This is a genomic window from Streptomyces sp. NPDC050287 (genome assembly GCF_044459385.1).
GTDB lineage: Bacteria > Actinomycetota > Actinomycetes > Streptomycetales > Streptomycetaceae > Streptomyces.
On record NZ_JBITIY010000003.1, the window covers coordinates 851672 to 867580 of the forward strand.

Consider the following 15909-nt stretch of genomic DNA (forward strand, 5'->3'; position numbering starts at 1 on the left):
TGCCGGGCGCCCTCGTCCTGGCCGCCCGCTGGTACACCGGCCTGCGCGGCGCGGACGACGACGCCGGGACCGCCGTGAGCGCCCCGGCGGCCGGGACGGTCGTAGCGGACCCGACACCGCACCGTGCACCGGACGGTGACTACCCGCGCACCGCTCCCGCGGTGCCCGTGGGGCCGTCCGGGGACGTGAGCATCGAGAAATACGTCCCGAAGGAATCGGCGAAGCCCGCCAGCAGTTCCTTCCCCTTTTCCGCGGACCCCAGGGAAGGACGGCCGATGACGCCCGAATCGGTATAGGCGGACATTCCGACGGTGAGCAGATGACGGCGGTCGTCCGCGACGAAATCGGCCGACTCGTAACCGGGCCGGACCATTTCGGGATGGGCGTGCAGAAGGATGGAGGTCTCGATTTCTCCCGCGTGCATGTCGGTCAGCAGCGAGGTCGCCACACCGGCCCGTACCCGGGCCGTCTCCCAGTCCTCGGGGGCCGGGAAGAGCGCCATCCGCTCACCGCGTGCGGAGGACTCCTGGACGACATTGCCCAGGACGTAGTTCCCGCCGTGCCCGTTGACCAGTACCAGGGCTTCCACGCCCGAGCGGCGCAGTGAGGCCGCGATGTCCCGTACCACCGCGTGAAGGGTCACGGAGGAGATGCTGACGGTTCCCGGCCAGGCCGCGTGCTCGTGCGAGCAGGCGATGGTCACCGGCGGAAGGAGGTGCACCGGGTACGCGGTGGCGATCTCCCGGGCGATGGCGCAGGCGACGAGCGTGTCGGTCGCCAGCGGAAGGTACGGGCCGTGCTGTTCGAAGCTTCCGACGGGAAGGACGGCCACCTGGGTTGAGACGCCCGCGCCTCGCGTGCGTACGTCTTCGGTAGTGTCCGCCGGCACCAGACCGTACGCCGCTGACCGTATTCCCGAACCACTCATCTTTCCATGGCCTTTCGTCTCTGCTTAGGAACCAGATCATGACAGAAAAAATTGGCGTGCTCGGCAAGAAGTCACCGCAGCGCACGGGTGTGGAACGCGTCGTGAATGCCCCGCTGCCCACCGTGTACGGGAAATTCCAGGCGGTCGGCTACCTCGATCACGATCGCGGTGACGAACAAGTGGCCCTGGTCTACGGCGAGATCGGCACGGACGACGTCCTGACCCGGCTGCATTCCGAGTGCCTGACCGGTGACGCCTTCGGCTCCCAGCACTGCGAGTGCGGCGACCAGCTCGCCTCCGCGCTGCGCGCGGTCGTCGCCGAGGGCAGCGGCGTCGTGGTCTACCTCAGAGGGCATGAAGGCCGGGGCATCGGCCTGCTCGGCAAGCTGCGCGCGATGGCGCTGCAGGCGGAGGGCCTGGACACGGTGGAGGCGAACCTGGCGCTCGGTCTGCCGGTTGACGCCCGCGACTACGGGGTCGCCGCCGAGATCCTGCACGACCTGGGCGTGAACTCGGTCCGTCTGATGTCCAACAACCCGCGCAAGCGTGAGGCGTTGCTGCGGCACGGCATCCAGGTCGCCGAGACGGTGCCGCTGCTGATACCGCCGTGCGAGAACAACATCACGTATCTGCGCACCAAGCGGGAGCGGCTGGACCACCACTTGCCCCACCTGGACGCGGTCGTCAGCTCCTCCTGACCAGGGGCCCGCGGCGGCCGGCACGCCTCCTCCCGGCACCGGCCGCCGCACTGTCCCTTTCTCGTCCGCCCTCGCCCCTCCTCCCCGCGCCGCCGGGGACGTGCGGACCCCGGTCCCGAAGGGGAGCATGAGGGAGCGGGACACGCGGGACGGCGACGAAGGGACCACGCAGTGAGCGACGACATCCCCTCCGACTCGCCCGAGCTCTCTCCCGAGTCCTCCCCCGAGCCCTTCCCCGTCCTCTTTCTCGCCGCCGAACGGGTCGCCGGACTGCTGGACCCCGACACGGCCATCCGGTCGCAGCGGGCCGCGTTCACCGCACTGGGCGACGGCACCGCCGACCTGCCCGGCAAGATCATGCACCCGAGCCGCTTCGACGACAGTGTCGTCTTCTCGTACGTCTCCCGGCTGTCCGCGGACTCCGGGGCGGTCGCCAAGTTCGGCAGCGTCAACCCGGGCAACGCGGCGGCCGGACTGCCGACCGTGCACGCCGTGATCACCGTGCTCGACCCGGTCACCGGCCGCCTCGCCGCGGTGCTGGACGGCACGGCCGTGACCACCCTGCGCACGGCCGCGGCGAGCGCCGTCGCCGTCGACGCGCTGGCCGTCCCGGACGCCGCCGACCTGGCCGTCCTCGGCTCGGGCACCCAGGCCCTCGCCCACACCAGGGCGATCGCCCGGGTGCGGGAGCTGAAGTCCGTACGGCTGTGGAGTCCGACCCCGGAGCATCGCGCCCGCGCCGCCGAGACGCTCGCCGTCGAACTGGACCTACCGGTCGAGCCGGCCGGCACCGCCGAGGCGGCCGTGACCGGGGCGTCCCTGGTCGCGGCCTGCACGCTCAGCACCACGCCGGTGGTGCGCGGGGCGTGGCTGGCACCTGGGTGCACGGTCGTCAGCGTGGGCTCGTTCGAGCCCTCGCGCCGCGAGGTGGACGCGGAGGCCGTACGGCGGGCTCTGGAGCGCGGGGCCGTCGTGGTCGACGACCCGGCGACCGCGGCCGAGCACGCCGGGCCGGTCGTGGAGGCCCTGCGAGAGGGCCTGCTGACCCCCGAGGACCTGATCCCGCTGGGCGGCGTGCTCACCGGCCGGCGCACCGCCCGCGACGGCCCCGGGGACATCGTGTACTACAACAGTGTCGGCCTCGGCATCCAGGACGCGGCCGCCGCCTGGGCCGTCGTCGAGGCGGCGAGGTCCGTCGGGACGGGCGAGGGGGAGCGCCGGCGACCCGGCGCGCCGGCCTGAACCGGGCCGCCGAGAACGCGCGGCGCTCCGACGAGTAGCTGGGCGAACCCGCCCGGTGTGGTGTCCACTTCACTCCCGGCGTGGATCGGTAGGCCGGGGCGGAAGCCCAGTTCGGTGTTCGGTGACCGAAGCGAACGGGTGGACCGCGCACAGCCGGTCGATGCCGGCTGCTCCCTAATCGGTGACCGCCTCGTGCACCAGACGCTTGAGGTCCGGGAAGAGCGAGAGAGAGCTCTTCGGCCGCAGTTGCGTCATGAACTGCACGGTCAGGTCGCGGCTCGGGTCGACCCAGAACGTCGTCGTCGCCACACCGCTCCAGCCGAACGTGCCGAGGCCCGACGGGGCCAGGGTGCGGGACGGGTCGATCACCACCGAGACGCCGAGGCCGAAGCCGACGCCGTCGTTGCCGGGTTCGTCGTGCGCCGGCTTGCTGCCGACGGTCCGCAGGTCGGCGCCGCCCGGGAGGTGGTTGGAGGCCATCAGGTCCACCGTCTCAGGGGCGAGCAGACGGACGCCGTCGAGTTCGCCGCGGCGGCGCAGCAGCTCCATGAAGCGGTGGACGTCGTGCGCGGAGGCCACCATCCCGCCGCTGCCGGACAGGAAGCGGGGCCGTCCGCGCAGCGGAAGACCGGGGATCGGCTCGATACCGCCGCCGTCGGCGTCGCCGTACAACTCGGCGAGCCTGCCCGCCTGTTCGGGGCTCACCTGGAACCCGGCGTCGGTCATTCCGAGCGGGCCGAAGATCCGCTCGGCGAAGAACGCGTCGAGGGGCTGCCCGGACACCAGCTCGATGATCCGGCCCAGTACGTTGGAAGCGACCGAGTAGTTCCACTGCGTGCCAGGCTCGAACTGCAGCGGCAGGCCCGCGTACACCTCGACCGTCTCCGCCAGGGTGGTACCCGGCACCACCGACGACTCCAGCCCGGCCTGACGGTAGAGGGCGTCGACGGGGTGGGTGTGGTAGAAGGCGAAGGTCAGGCCCGAGGTGTGGGTCATCAGGTGCCGTACCCGTATCGGACCGTCGGCCGGGCGGGTCACCATGTCGGCGCCGGAGCCGCTGACGTACACCCGGGGCTCGGCGAAGGACGGGATGTGCCGTTCGACCGGGTCGTCCAGCGACAGCCGGCCCTCCTCCACCAGGAGGAGCGCGGCGACCGCGGTGACCGGCTTGGTCATGGAGTAGATCCGCCACAGTGTGTCGGCCTCGACGGGCAGTCCGGCGGCGATGTCGCGCGACCCGTGGGTGGTGAGGTGGGCGACGCGTCCGCCGCGGGCGACGGACACCAGGTAACCGGGCAGGCGGCCCTCGTCCACGTAGTGGGCGACGTGCTGGTCCAGGCGGTCCAGTGCCTTCGCGTCCAGCCCGACCTCACCCGGGTCCACCTCTTGCCGCAGCTGTGCCATCGTTCTCCTCCGTCGCCGTTCGTCGAGGTGCGGTCCGGCATACCCCGCCGGGAGGACCTCAGACATCATCGTCGCGCAGGAACAGATGAGCGGACCCCCGTGACACCATGATCGTCGTCACGTCGATCGTCGAGCGCCCCGGCGGAACGGCCCGGCAGCGCGCCGGCCGCCACCGCGCCGGCCAGAGCCACGCCGGCGAGGACGGTGAGCGGCAGCTGCCGCCCGCCGTCCGGCCCCATGAGCACGGTCGCGGCCGCCACGCCGAGCGTCGGCCCGACGTTCATCGCCGTCTGCTGGAGGCCGCCCGCCAACCCGGCCGCCTCGACCGCGCTGTGCCGTACGACGACATGGGTCGCCGCCACCATCACCGTGCCGAACCCGGCCCCCAGCAGCCCGAAGCCGGCGCACAGCGCGAACGTGCCCGAGGCCCGGGCGAGCAGCAGGATCCCGAGGGCGAGGACGAGCATCGCCGCCACGCTCGTCCGACGGGCGCCGGCCCGCCGCAGCAGTACGGCACACGTGGGCGCGGCGAGCACCATCAGGACCGCCAACGGCAGGCTGCGCAGGGCACTGTGGAACGAGTCGAGACCGATCGTGTACTGCAGGAGGTACGTGGAGACGAACAGCGTGCCCGACAGGGCAGCCGAGGCGGCGGCCAGGATGCCGAGCGCCGTTCCGACGGCCGTCGAGCCGACGATGTCCGGCGGAATCAGCGGGCTCCGCGTCCGCCGCTCGTGCCGGACGAAGCCGACACCCGCGCCGATCACCAGCCCGATCTCGCCCAGAGTCGTCCAGCCGGGGCTCGGAAGCGTGGCGGTGACGGCGAGGCCGGCGAGGCCGGCGAGGACATGGACGAGGCCCGCCAGGGTCACCGCGAGCAACAGGGCGCCGGGCAGGTCGAGGGGGGTTGGGCGGGGGACGGTCTGCTGCAGGTCAAGCGGGGCGGGGCTGGGGACGATCTGTTCCGCCCCTGCCTGCTTCCGCCCCCGCCCTGGCATCACCAGGGCGAGCGCGCCGAACACCACGGCGGGGATCACGTGGAGGAAGAACACGGCCCGCCAGCCTGGGCCGGCCACCAGCGCGCCGCCCACCAAGGGCCCCACGGCGGCCGCCACCCCGATCGCGGCCGTGCGCACCGCGATCGGTCCCCGCAGGCGGTCGGGCGGGAACGCGGCACGCAGCATCCCCAGGGTGGCGGGCTGCGACAGCGCCCCGAACACTCCCTGGACGACCCGCAGTCCGATCACCCAGCCGGTCCCGGGCGCCACTCCGATGCCCGCCGAGGTGACACCGAAGCCGAGCATCCCGACGGCGAAGAGCCGCCGGTGTCCGTATCGGTCGCCGAGCCGCCCCGCGAACACCAACAGGCTTGCCATTGCGATGAGGTAACCGGTGCTGGTCCACTGGACCTGGGCGAAGGACGCGCCCAGATCGCGTTGCAGGGTCGGCTGTGCGACGGTGAGGACCGTGCCGTCCATCGCGACGATCACGGCGCCGACCACACTGCTCGCGAGGGTGAGACGCCGGTGTCCGGTCATACGGCCCTACGGACCGAGATGCGCGTCCAGAGCGGACCGCAGCAACGGTACGAAGTCGTCCGTGCCGGTGGCGAGGGGGAGGCTGCCCCAGCCCCACAGCTGGGCGACGCCGTGCAGGTTCGCCCACAACGCCCCGGCGGCCAACCGGGCTTCGGCGTCCGGACGCACCCGGCCGACCAGTTCCACCAGGCGCCCGAACAGCGGCAGGCTGGTGTCCCGTAGCCCCAGATGACCGCTCTCCAGCAGATCATGACGGAACATCAGCTCGTACATGCCGCGGTTGTCCAGCGCGAACTCCAGGTAGCAGCGCGCCAGCGCCGCCAGCTGCGTGCGCGGGCTCGTCGTACCGTCGCCGATCGTCTCCGCCACCCGGGCCGCGAGGGCGTCGAAGCCGCGGCGGGCGATGGCCGACAGCAGCTCCAGATGGGTGGGGAAGTAGCGGCGCGGTGCCCCGTGCGAGACGCCCGCCCGCCGCGCGATCTCCCGCAGGGTGAGCGCCTGGGCGCCCTCCTGGCTGACCAGCTCCACGCCGACGTCGACCAGGCGGCCGCGCAGCCCGGGCTCGGTTTCGTCCAGATGCATAGACAGTGTCTACCACCGTCCGTAGACACTGTCTACGGGAATGTGCCCGGTCCTCACGCAGGTTGATCCAGGCATGACTCAGGACGCGACTCAGGATCCGACGCATGACGCGACGCAGGACGCACTGCTCCAGCTGCTCTCCCAGGGCCACGGCGGGGTGCTGGTCACCCTCAAGCGCGACGGCCGGCCCCAGCTGTCGAACGTCAGTCACGCCTACTACCCGGATGAGCGGATCATCCGGGTCTCCCTCACCGACGACCGCGCCAAGACCCGCAATCTGCGCCGTGACCCGCGCGCCTCGTACCACGTGACCACCGCCGACCGGTGGGCGTACACGGTCGCCGAGGGTACGGCCGACCTCTCGCCCGTGGCGAAGGAGCCGTACGACGAGACCGTGGAGGAACTCGTCCGGCTCTACCGTGACGTGCAGGGCGAGCACCCGGACTGGGACGACTACCGGGCCGCCATGATCCGCGACCGACGGCTGGTGCTGCGGCTGAGGGTGGACAGGGCGTACGGAATTCCCAAGGGTGCCGACTGAGCCCTGAACGACTGCGTTCGGACCTAGGACCCGTTCCCGGTGCGTGCCTCGATCGCCCGCAGGACCGCCGCCATGTCCTCGCCGCCGTGCCCCGACGCCACGGTCTCCTCGAACAGCGCGTGGCACACGTCGAGCAGTGGTGAGGCGAGGCCGGTCCTGCGGGCGGCCTCGGCGATCAGCCGGTTGTTCTTCAGTACGTCGTGGGCGGCGGCCTGCACCGTGAAGTCGCGGTCCAGCAGCTTGGGAGCCTTCATCCGGGAGACGGCGCTGGCCATCGGGCCCGCGTCCAGGACGTCCAGGAACAGCCGTCGGTCCAGGCCCTGTCCTTCGGCGAAGTGGAACGCCTCGGTGAGGCCGGTGACCTGCGTGATCAGGAAGAGGTTCACTGACAACTTCATGAGCAGGGCGTTCGGCGCGGGTCCGCAGATGAACGTCTCCCGGCACACGGGTGCGAGCAGCGGGCGTACGACCGTCACCGCGTCCTGCGCTCCGGCCAGCATCCCCACCAGCTGACCGTTCTGCGCCGGTAGTCGGGAGCCGGAGACGGGTGCCTCGACGTAGCGTCCGCCCGCCGCACGGATGTCGGACTCCAGGGCCTGTGAGTACTCGGGTGAGGTCGTGCCCATGTGGACGATGACGCGTCCGCAGACCCGCTCGGCGAAGTCCGGGGTCCCGCGGCCCAGGACGGTGTCGACGGCGCGGCCGTCGGCCAGCATGAGGAGGACGACGTCCGTCCGCGCGAACACCTCGGCGGGTCCGTCCACCACCTCGGCACCGGCCGCGCGCAGCGGCTCGGAGCGGGTGGGCGTGCGGTTCCACACCGTCAGGGGTGTGCCGGAACGGGCCAGTCGCAGTGCCATGGGCTGTCCCATGACACCGAGTCCGATGAAGCCGACGTGCCGCACGGCGTACCGCCTGTCCGAGGTGGGGCGCTGCTTATGACAGCGGTCATAGTAGTGTGCGTTATGACAGTTGTCATAGGGTGGTGGTGCAGGTCGGTGCGAGGAGGTAGAGGATGGCGGAGTCCACCCACGGGCCGCGCGAGCGGATGGTCTTCAGCGCAGCCCAGCTCATCCGCCGCGACGGCGTCACCGCGACGGGCATGCGGGACGTCGCCGCGAGCGCCGGGGCGCCCCGGGGCTCCCTCCAGCACTACTTCCCCGGCGGCAAGGAACAGCTCGTCAACGAGGCCGTCGACTGGGCGGGCCGCTACGCCGGCAAGCGCGTCGCCCGCTTCCTGGCGGGGCTTGCGACGCCCACGCCCAGCGGGCTGTTCGCGGCGATGGTGCGGCAGTGGACCGACGAGTACGGCGCGGAGGGTTTCGCCGCGGGCTGCCCGGTCGCCGCGGCGACCGTCGACTGCGCCGAGTCCGTCGCCTCCACCCGCGAGGCCGCGGCCGCCGCCTTCGCCACATGGACCGGACCGGTCGCCCGGGCCCTCACCGACATGGGCGTCCCGTCCGACCGCGCGGAACCCCTCGCCACGCTGATGATCAGCGCACTGGAGGGAGCGATCCTGATCGCCCGTGCCGAGCGGGATGTGCGGGCCTTGACGGCCGTGACACGGGAGCTGGGGCCGCTGCTGGATGCGGCGGCGACGTAGGCGGAGGGGGCGGAAGGGGGGCGGTCCGCAGACCCTGAATCCCAGGCCCAGGACTCGATGAGGCCGCCATGAGGACTCCATGACGACTGGATTGTCAGTGGTGTCCAGTACGGTCCTGACATGGCTGCCCGAATCGATCTCACCCTCGACGGCGCGGACGCGCGGCTCCTCGCCGCCTTCTGGAAGACCGCCCTGGGATACGTCGACGAACCGCCACCGGCTCCCTTCCGGACCCGCGAGGAGTGGTTCGCCAGTTTGGCTCTGCCGGAGGACGACTCGGTGGACGACGGTGCCTGGCTCTGCGATCCCGACGGCGTCGGCCCCCGCCTGTCCATCCTGAAGGTTCCCGAGCCCAAGACGGCCAAGAACCGCCTGCACATCGACATCCGCGTACCGGGCCACGGCAGTCCCGAGGAGCGGTGGGCGCGGATCAGAGCGGAGTCCGGGCGGCTGGTGAAGGCGGGCGGTGCCGTCCTGGAGGAGGTCGACGGGCACCACGTCGTGATGGCCGACCCGGAGGGCAACGAGTTCTGCGTGGCGGCGGCGTCCCGTTCCTGATCGGCAGGGGCGCGGCCTTCCCGTCTGTGCCCCGGGCGCCGTCGTGGCAGCCCGGGGCACGCGCGGGACAGCGCTCAGGCCGACACCGTCTCCGGCTGGGCCGCCGCACGGGAGCCGTGCTCGCCGAGCCGTTCCGTCGGCACCTTGTGGGTCTCCCGGGCCGAGAGCACCGCGATCACCGGCGGCACGCACAGGGCCGCCGTGAACAGCGCGACCGCCGACCAGTCGTCGCCGTCGGGGCCCGCGATCTGCGCCGCGAAGGTCACCGCGAAGCCGGCCACGGCGAAGCCGATCTGGGTGCCGATGGCCATGCCGGACAGCCGGACCCGGGTCGTGAACATCTCGCCGTAGAAGGACGGCCACACACCGTTCGCGGCGCTGTAGACGACGCCGAAGGCCACGATGCCCAGGACGAGGGTCAGGGCGTAGTTGCCGGTGGAGATCGCCCAGAGGTAGGCGAACATCGCCACGGCGCTGCCGGCCGCGCCGATCAGGTACACCGGGCGGCGGCCGATGCGGTCCGACAGCGTGGCCCACAGGGGGATCGCGGCGAGCGCGACCACGTTGGCCAGGGCGCCCACCCAAAGCATCGAGGACCGGGACATGCCGACCGAGTCGCTGGTGGCGTACGACAGCGCCCACACCGTGAAGATCGTGCTGACCGAGGCGACGAGGGCGCCCGCGATCACCCGCAGGACGTCCGCCCAGTGCTCGCGCATGAGGATCATCAGGGGCAGCCGGACGACTCCCTCCGAGGCGGCCTGCCGCGTGAAGGCCGGGGTCTCCTCCAGGCGGCGGCGGATGACGAAGCCGGCCACGGCGACCGCGACGCTCATCCAGAACGGCACCCGCCAGCCCCAGGACAGCAGCTGGTCGTCGGGCAGCGCGGCGACGGGGATGAAGACGAGGGTGGCGAGCAGCTGCCCGCCCTGCGTGCCGCTGAGGGTGAAGCTGGTGAAGAAGCCGCGCCGGCTCGGCGGCGCGTGCTCCAGCGTCATGGAGTTGGCGCTGGCCTGTTCGCCGGCCGCCGAGATGCCCTGCAGCACCCGGCACAGCACCAGCAGGACCGGGGCGAGCGTGCCGACCTGGCCGCGGGTGGGCAGACAGCCGATGAGGAACGTCGACAGGCCCATCAGGATCAGCGTGAAGACCATGATCTTCTTGCGGCCGAGCTTGTCGCCGAAGTGCCCGAGGAAGAGCGCGCCCACCGGCCGGGCCGCGTACGCCACGCCGAACGTGGCCAGCGAGAGCAGGGTCGCGGTGGCCGGGTCGGACTCGTCGAAGAAGACGTCGGGGAAGATCAGCGCCGCGGCGCTGCCGTAGATGAAGAAGTCGTAGTACTCCAGGGCGCTGCCGATCCAGGCCGCCAGGGCGGCTTTTCTCGGCTGGCCGACAGGTGTGGCGGGGACGGGCACGGCGTGCTCCTTCGGGAGGACTCCACCGTAGGGGAGTGAGCGGAGGGAGGGCGGAGGGGGAGCGGACAGGAGAGAGCGCGGGGGGGAAGGGAGAGCGGAGGGGAGGCAGGCCGGTTCGCGGCTAATTAACCCACTGGGTAGTTAGTGGCGGTGGGTGGGATGTTGCGCCGACGTTTCTCGGGTGTCAAGGGGTCGTGCCGAAGGAGCCCGTTCCTCCGGAGCGCGTCTCAGTCCGCCGCGCGCTCCGCCGTCAGATACGCGATCACCATGTCGCCGAGCATCGCGCGGTAGTGCTCGCGCTGCGCGGGATCGACCAGGTCACGGCCGAACAGGGCGCCGAACGTATGCCGGTTGGCGACCCGGAAGAAGCAGAAAGAGCTGATCATCGCGTGCAGGTCGACCGCGTCCACATCGGCCGTGAACAGCCCCGACTCCTGCCCCGAGGCCAGGATCCGGCCGATCACGTCGAGCGCGGGTGAGCCGATCTTGCCCAGCTTCTCCGAGGCCGCGATGTGCTCCGCCCCGTGGATGTTCTCGATGCTGACCAGGCGGATGAAGTCCGGATGCCGCTCGTGGTGGTCGAAGGTGACCTCGGCCAGCCGCCGGATGGCCGCGACCGGGTCCAGATGCTCCACGTCGAGCTGCTGCTCGGCCTCGCGGATCACGGCGTACGCCCGCTCCAGGACGGCCGTGAACAACTGCTCCTTGCCGCCGAAGTAGTAGTAGATCATCCGCTTCGTGGTGCGGGTGCGGGCGGCGATCTCGTCCACCCGGGCCCCGTCGAAGCCGGCCCGGGCGAACTCCTGCGTGGCCACGTCGAGGATCTCGGCCTGGGTGCGGGCGGCGTCACGGATCCGCCCGTTCGGTCGTGCCGGTTCTTCGACGCTGGTCATCGGGTTCCTTCGGGCAAGGGGCCAGTGCCGGAGATTGTATGAGGCGGGCCGTCGCGCAGGTCCGGGATTCCCCGCCGAGGGCTTCCCGTGGCCTCTGCGCGCTGATATAGCTAACGTACTAGTCCGTACATTAGTGAGCCGCTCAGGAGGACCTCGGTGCCGTCCCAGGACAAGGACTCGTATCTCGTCGGACTGATCGGTTCCGGCATCGGCCCCTCGCTCAGCCCGGCGCTGCACGAGCGGGAGGCCGACCGTCAGGGGCTGCGCTATCTGTACCGGCTCCTCGACATCGACACCCTCGGCGTCCGGCCCGAGGCCGTCGGCGATCTGTTGCGGACCGCCCGTGACCTGGGCTTCGACGGGCTCAACATCACGCATCCGTGCAAGCAGCACGTCATCCGGCACCTCGACGAGCTCGCCCCGCAGGCCGAGGCCCTCGGCGCGGTCAACACCGTCGTCTTCGAACGAGGCGGCCGGGCCGTCGGCCACAACACCGACGTGACCGGTTTCGCCGCCTCCTTCGCGCGCGGCCTGCCCGACGTACCGCTGGAGAGGGTCGTACAGCTGGGGGCCGGCGGCGCGGGCGCGGCCGTCGCGCACGCCACGCTCACCCTCGGCGCCGAACGGGTCACCGTCGTCGACCCGCTGCCCGAGCGGGCCGCCGCTCTCGCCGACTCGCTGAACCGGCACTTCGGCGACGGCCGCGCCGCCCCTGCCACCCCCGACCGGCTCGCGGAGCTGCTCGCGCAGGCCGACGGCCTCGGCGGCCTGGTGCACGCCACCCCGACCGGCATGGCCGCCCACCCCGGCCTGCCCCTCCCGGCCGACCTGCTGAGCCCCGGGCTGTGGATCGCCGAGGTGGTCTACCGCCCGCTGGAGACGGACCTGCTGCGCACCGCCCGCGAGCTCGGCTGCGCCACCCTCGACGGCGGCGGCATGGCCGTCTTCCAGGCCGCGGACGCGTTCCGGCTGTTCACCGGCCGGGAACCCGACAGCGCGGCGATGCTGGCCGACTTCGCCGAGCTGTCCGGGGCCGTGGGAGCCCGTCAATAGCCCACGGAGTCCACGAACCAGGGACCTTCAGAGAAACAGAGGTACAGATGTGCGTACGTCCATCGCCACCGTCTCCCTCAGCGGATCCCTCACCGAGAAGCTGACGGCCGCCTCCCGGGCCGGCTTCGACGGCGTCGAGATCTTCGAGAACGACCTGCTCGCCAGTCCCCTCACCCCCGAGGAGATCCGGGCCCGCTGCGCCGACCTCGGCCTCACCGTCGACCTCTACCAGCCGATGCGCGACATCGAGGCCGTGCCGCCGGACGGGTTCACCCGCAACCTGCGGCGCGCCCGGCACAAGTTCGAGCTGATGGGCCGGCTCGGCGCCGACACCGTCCTCGTCTGCTCCAGCGTCTCCCCGTACGCAGTCGACGACGACGCCCTCGCCGCCGAGCAGCTCAGCGAACTGGCCGACCTGGCCCAGGACTTCGGCATCCGGGTCGCCTACGAGGCGCTCGCCTGGGGACGGCACGTCAGCACGTACGACCACGCCTGGCACATCGTCGAGACGGCCGGCCACCCCGCGCTCGGGACCTGCCTGGACAGCTTCCACATCCTGTCCCGAAGCTCCGACCCCGAGGACCTCAAAGGCATCGAGGCCATCCCCGGCGGGAAGATCTTCTTCCTCCAGCTCGCCGACGCCCCGTTGCTCGCGATGGACGTCCTGCAGTGGAGCCGCCATTACCGCTGCTTCCCCGGCCAGGGCGGCTTCGACGTGGCCGCGCTCCTCGGCCATGTGCTGCGCACCGGATACGACGGTCCGCTCTCCCTGGAGATCTTCAACGACGTCTTCCGGCAGGCCGAGGCCGGGCCCACCGCCGTCGACGCCCGCCGCTCCCTGCTGGTCCTCCAGGAGGCGGTGGGTGCCGCCGCACCGCCCGCGCCGGTCGTCCCCAGGGGCATCGCGTTCGCCGAACTCGTCACCCCGGACGCCGACCCCCTCTCCACCCTGCTCGGCGCCCTGGGCTTCGCCCGCACCGCACGGCACCGCAGCAAGCCCGTTGACCTGTGGCAGCAGGGCGCGGCCCGCGTCCTGGTCAACACCGGGACGGCCGTACGCCGGGACGGTACCCACCTCGCCGCCATCGGCCTGGAGTCACCGGACCCGGCCGCCGCCGCCCGCCGCGCCGAGGCCCTGCTCGCCCCCGTCCTGCCACGCCGCCGCGCCCCCGAGGACTCCCTGCTCGACGCGGTCGCCGCCCCCGACGGCACGGAACTGTTCTTCTGCGCCACGAACCGCCCCGGACTCCCCGACTGGCGGGCCGACTTCGAGGACGTCGAGGTTCCGTCCGCCGCCGGGGACGTGTCCGGCATCGACCACCTCGCCCTCACCCAGCCCTGGCATCACTTCGACGAGGCAGCCCTCTTCCACCGCAGTGTGCTCGGCCTGAAGGCCCAGGAGAGCGTCGATGTCGCCGACCCGTACGGTCTGCTGCGCAGCCGCGCCGTCACCACCGCCGACGGCAGCGTGCGCATCGCCCTCTCGGTCGGCGCGGCACCCACCGACGACACGGTCCACGCCCAGCACATCGCGCTCGCCACCGGCGACGTGGTCACCGCGGCCCGCCGCTTCCTCGCGGCCGGCGGCCGGCTGCTGCCGATACCGGCCAACTACTACGACGACCTCGCCGCCCGGTACGAGTTGGCCGACGGCGAGCTGGAGACGTACCGCGCACTCGGCATCCTCTACGACCGGGACGCGCACGGCACCTTCCGCCATTGCTACACCCACACCGTCGGCCAGGTCTTCTTCGAACTGGTCCAGCGCGACGGCGGCTACCGGGGCTACGGCGCCTCGAACGCCCCGGTGCGGCTGGCGGCCCAGCACGCGGTCAAGCGGCTCGCCGGCGGCTGACCGTCCGGGCACGCCGGCGAAGACCGTCGTGGCCAGGCACCGGTCGGCTGACGGGGCTTGTCAACCGACAAGAAACCGGCCCGAGTACGCACTCGGGCCGGCATCTGTCACTCCGGCTGTGCTACGGCCGGGTGTTCCACTCCGCGATGACCGGCCGGTCGTGCTCCGTCGAAAGCCGGCTGACCGTTCCGGTCGCGAGCTGGAACAGCCGTCCGTCGGCCGGAGGCAGCCCCAGCCGGCGTGCCGTCAGCACCCGCAGGAAGTGGCCGTGGGCCACCAGGATCACGTCGCCGTCCGGCAGGGCGGAGTCCACACGGGCGAGCAGCCGGTCGGCGCGCTGCCCCACCTGCTCGGGCGACTCTCCGGGGTGGCCCTGTGGGCCGGGCGGCACGCCGTCGGTCCACAGGTACCAGTCGGGGCGGGTGCGGTGGATGTCGACGGTGGTGACGCCCTCGTAGCCGCCGTAGTCCCACTCTTGCAGGTCGGGGTCCGGTACGACCCCGTTGATGCCCGCCAGTTCGGCGGTGCGTATCGCGCGGTTCAGCGGGCTGGCCAGCGCGAGGGCGAAGGTCCGCGAGGAGAGGAGCGGAGCGAGGGACTTGGCCTGTTCCTCGCCGTGCTGGGTGAGGGGCAGGTCGGTCCAGCTGGTGTGCTGGCCCGACACGCTCCACTCCGTCTCACCGTGGCGGACCAGAAGGAGGTCCCCCACGGCCGGACTACTCCTTCGCCGACTCGACGGCGTGGCCGCCGAACTGGTTGCGCAGCGCCGCGACCATCTTCATCTGCGGGGAGTCGTCCTGGCGGGACGCGAACCGCGCGAAGAGAGAGGCGGTGATCGCGGGCAGCGGCACCGCGTTGTCGATGGCGGCCTCGACGGTCCAGCGGCCCTCGCCGGAGTCCTGGGCGAAGCCGCGCAGCTTCTCCAGGTGCTCGTCGTCGTCCAGGGCGTTGACGGCCAGGTCGAGCAGCCAGGAGCGGATGACCGTGCCCTCCTGCCAGGAGCGGAAGACCTCGCGTACGTCGGTCACGGAGTGGACCTTCTCCAGCAGCTCCCAGCCCTCGGCGTACGCCTGCATCATGGCGTACTCGATGCCGTTGTGGACCATCTTGGAGAAGTGCCCGGCGCCGACCTTGCCGGCGTGGACGTAGCCGTAGTGGCCCTCGGGCTTGAGCGCGTCGAAGATCGGCTGGAGCCGGTCGACGTGCTCCTTCTCGCCGCCGACCATCAGGGCGTAGCCGTTCTTCAGTCCCCACACACCGCCGGAGACGCCCGCGTCGACGAAGCCGATGCCCTTGGCACCGAGCTCCTCGGCGTGCTTCTCGTCGTCGGTCCAGCGGGAGTTGCCGCCGTCGACCACGGTGTCGCCGGCGGAGAGGAGGCCGCCGAGTTCGTCGACGACGGACTGGGTGGGGGCGCCCGCCGGGACCATCACCCAGACCGTGCGCGGCGCTGCCAGCTTGTCGACCAGTTCGGCCAGGCTGCTCACGTCGGAGAGTTCGGGGTTGCGGTCGTAGCCGATGACGGTGTGGCCGGCGAGGCGGATCCGCTCCCGCATGTTGCCGCCCATCTTGCCGAGGCCGATGAGACCGAGCTGCATG

The 15909-nt window shown here is 71.7% G+C and carries 15 protein-coding genes and 1 pseudogene; 7 read left to right on the top strand and 9 right to left on the bottom strand.

The window, feature by feature from the left end; all coding sequences use genetic code 11:
- Nucleotides 1-139 precede the first annotated feature (139 nt).
- Nucleotides 140-928, bottom strand: a complete 789-nt coding sequence (locus tag ACIBK3_RS14225; RefSeq protein WP_399365264.1) for a creatininase family protein — start codon at nt 926-928, stop codon at nt 140-142.
- 38 nt (nt 929-966) lie between these two features.
- Between ACIBK3_RS14225 and ribA the strand changes: the two genes are divergently transcribed.
- Both ribA and ACIBK3_RS14235 read left to right on the top strand, forming a co-directional pair.
- Nucleotides 967-1626 carry a GTP cyclohydrolase II gene (gene ribA / locus ACIBK3_RS14230; RefSeq protein WP_030662623.1) on the top strand — a complete coding sequence of 220 codons (660 nt, stop codon included), beginning with the start codon at nt 967-969 and terminating at the stop codon, nt 1624-1626.
- 171 nt (nt 1627-1797) lie between these two features.
- Complete coding sequence (locus ACIBK3_RS14235; protein WP_399365266.1) at nt 1798-2868, top strand: ornithine cyclodeaminase family protein; 1071 nt, start codon at nt 1798-1800, stop codon at nt 2866-2868.
- 174 nt (nt 2869-3042) lie between these two features.
- Here ACIBK3_RS14235 and ACIBK3_RS14240 read toward each other — a convergent pair whose 3' ends face one another.
- From ACIBK3_RS14240 to ACIBK3_RS14250, 3 genes are all read right to left on the bottom strand, one after another.
- On the bottom strand, nt 3043-4272 hold the full coding sequence (locus ACIBK3_RS14240) for a serine hydrolase domain-containing protein (protein ID WP_399365268.1): 1230 nt from the start codon (nt 4270-4272) through the stop codon (nt 3043-3045).
- A gap of 65 nt (nt 4273-4337) precedes the next feature.
- Nucleotides 4338-5810, bottom strand: coding sequence for an MFS transporter (locus ACIBK3_RS14245; RefSeq protein ID WP_399365270.1), 1473 nt, complete (start codon nt 5808-5810; stop codon nt 4338-4340).
- Nucleotides 5811-5816: 6 nt separating this feature from the next.
- Nucleotides 5817-6392 carry a TetR/AcrR family transcriptional regulator gene (locus ACIBK3_RS14250; protein ID WP_399365272.1) on the bottom strand — a complete coding sequence of 192 codons (576 nt, stop codon included), beginning with the start codon at nt 6390-6392 and terminating at the stop codon, nt 5817-5819.
- 73 nt (nt 6393-6465) lie between these two features.
- Between ACIBK3_RS14250 and ACIBK3_RS14255 the strand changes: the two genes are divergently transcribed.
- On the top strand, nt 6466-6933 hold the full coding sequence (locus ACIBK3_RS14255; protein ID WP_399365274.1) for a PPOX class F420-dependent oxidoreductase: 468 nt from the start codon (nt 6466-6468) through the stop codon (nt 6931-6933).
- A 23-nt stretch (nt 6934-6956) separates the two neighbouring features.
- Here the strand turns inward: ACIBK3_RS14255 and ACIBK3_RS14260 are convergent.
- Nucleotides 6957-7862, bottom strand: a pseudogene (locus ACIBK3_RS14260) (NAD(P)-dependent oxidoreductase); the annotation flags it as partial.
- Between the two features lie 86 nt (nt 7863-7948).
- On the opposite strand from ACIBK3_RS14260, the gene ACIBK3_RS14265 reads away from it, so the two are divergent.
- A complete protein-coding gene (locus ACIBK3_RS14265) occupies nt 7949-8536 on the top strand; it encodes a TetR/AcrR family transcriptional regulator (RefSeq protein ID WP_399365275.1) in 588 nt (195 codons plus the stop codon).
- 120 nt (nt 8537-8656) lie between these two features.
- Nucleotides 8657-9094, top strand: coding sequence for a VOC family protein (locus ACIBK3_RS14270; protein WP_399365277.1), 438 nt, complete (start codon nt 8657-8659; stop codon nt 9092-9094).
- Between the two features lie 74 nt (nt 9095-9168).
- Here the strand turns inward: ACIBK3_RS14270 and ACIBK3_RS14275 are convergent, their stop codons facing one another.
- A complete protein-coding gene (locus tag ACIBK3_RS14275; protein WP_399365279.1) occupies nt 9169-10509 on the bottom strand; it encodes an MFS transporter in 1341 nt (446 codons plus the stop codon).
- Nucleotides 10510-10736: 227 nt separating this feature from the next.
- Entirely contained in the window at nt 10737-11402 is a 666-nt protein-coding gene (locus ACIBK3_RS14280) for a TetR/AcrR family transcriptional regulator (RefSeq protein ID WP_399365281.1), read from the bottom strand.
- Between the two features lie 156 nt (nt 11403-11558).
- Between ACIBK3_RS14280 and ACIBK3_RS14285 the strand changes: the two genes are divergently transcribed.
- Together ACIBK3_RS14285 and ACIBK3_RS14290 are read left to right on the top strand one after the other, a co-directional pair.
- Nucleotides 11559-12455 (top strand): shikimate dehydrogenase, encoded by an 897-nt coding sequence (locus ACIBK3_RS14285; protein ID WP_399365283.1) that lies wholly within the window; start codon nt 11559-11561, stop codon nt 12453-12455.
- 49 nt (nt 12456-12504) lie between these two features.
- Nucleotides 12505-14310 (top strand): bifunctional sugar phosphate isomerase/epimerase/4-hydroxyphenylpyruvate dioxygenase family protein, encoded by a 1806-nt coding sequence (locus ACIBK3_RS14290; protein ID WP_399365285.1) that lies wholly within the window; start codon nt 12505-12507, stop codon nt 14308-14310.
- Between the two features lie 121 nt (nt 14311-14431).
- Here the strand turns inward: ACIBK3_RS14290 and ACIBK3_RS14295 are convergent, their stop codons facing one another.
- Nucleotides 14432-15019 carry a histidine phosphatase family protein gene (locus tag ACIBK3_RS14295; protein ID WP_399365287.1) on the bottom strand — a complete coding sequence of 196 codons (588 nt, stop codon included), beginning with the start codon at nt 15017-15019 and terminating at the stop codon, nt 14432-14434.
- Between the two features lie 7 nt (nt 15020-15026).
- Nucleotides 15027-15908: a phosphogluconate dehydrogenase (NAD(+)-dependent, decarboxylating) gene (gene gnd, locus ACIBK3_RS14300; protein ID WP_399365289.1), complete on the bottom strand. Its 882-nt coding sequence runs from the start codon at nt 15906-15908 to the stop codon at nt 15027-15029.
- Between the last annotated feature and the right edge of the window lies 1 nt (nt 15909).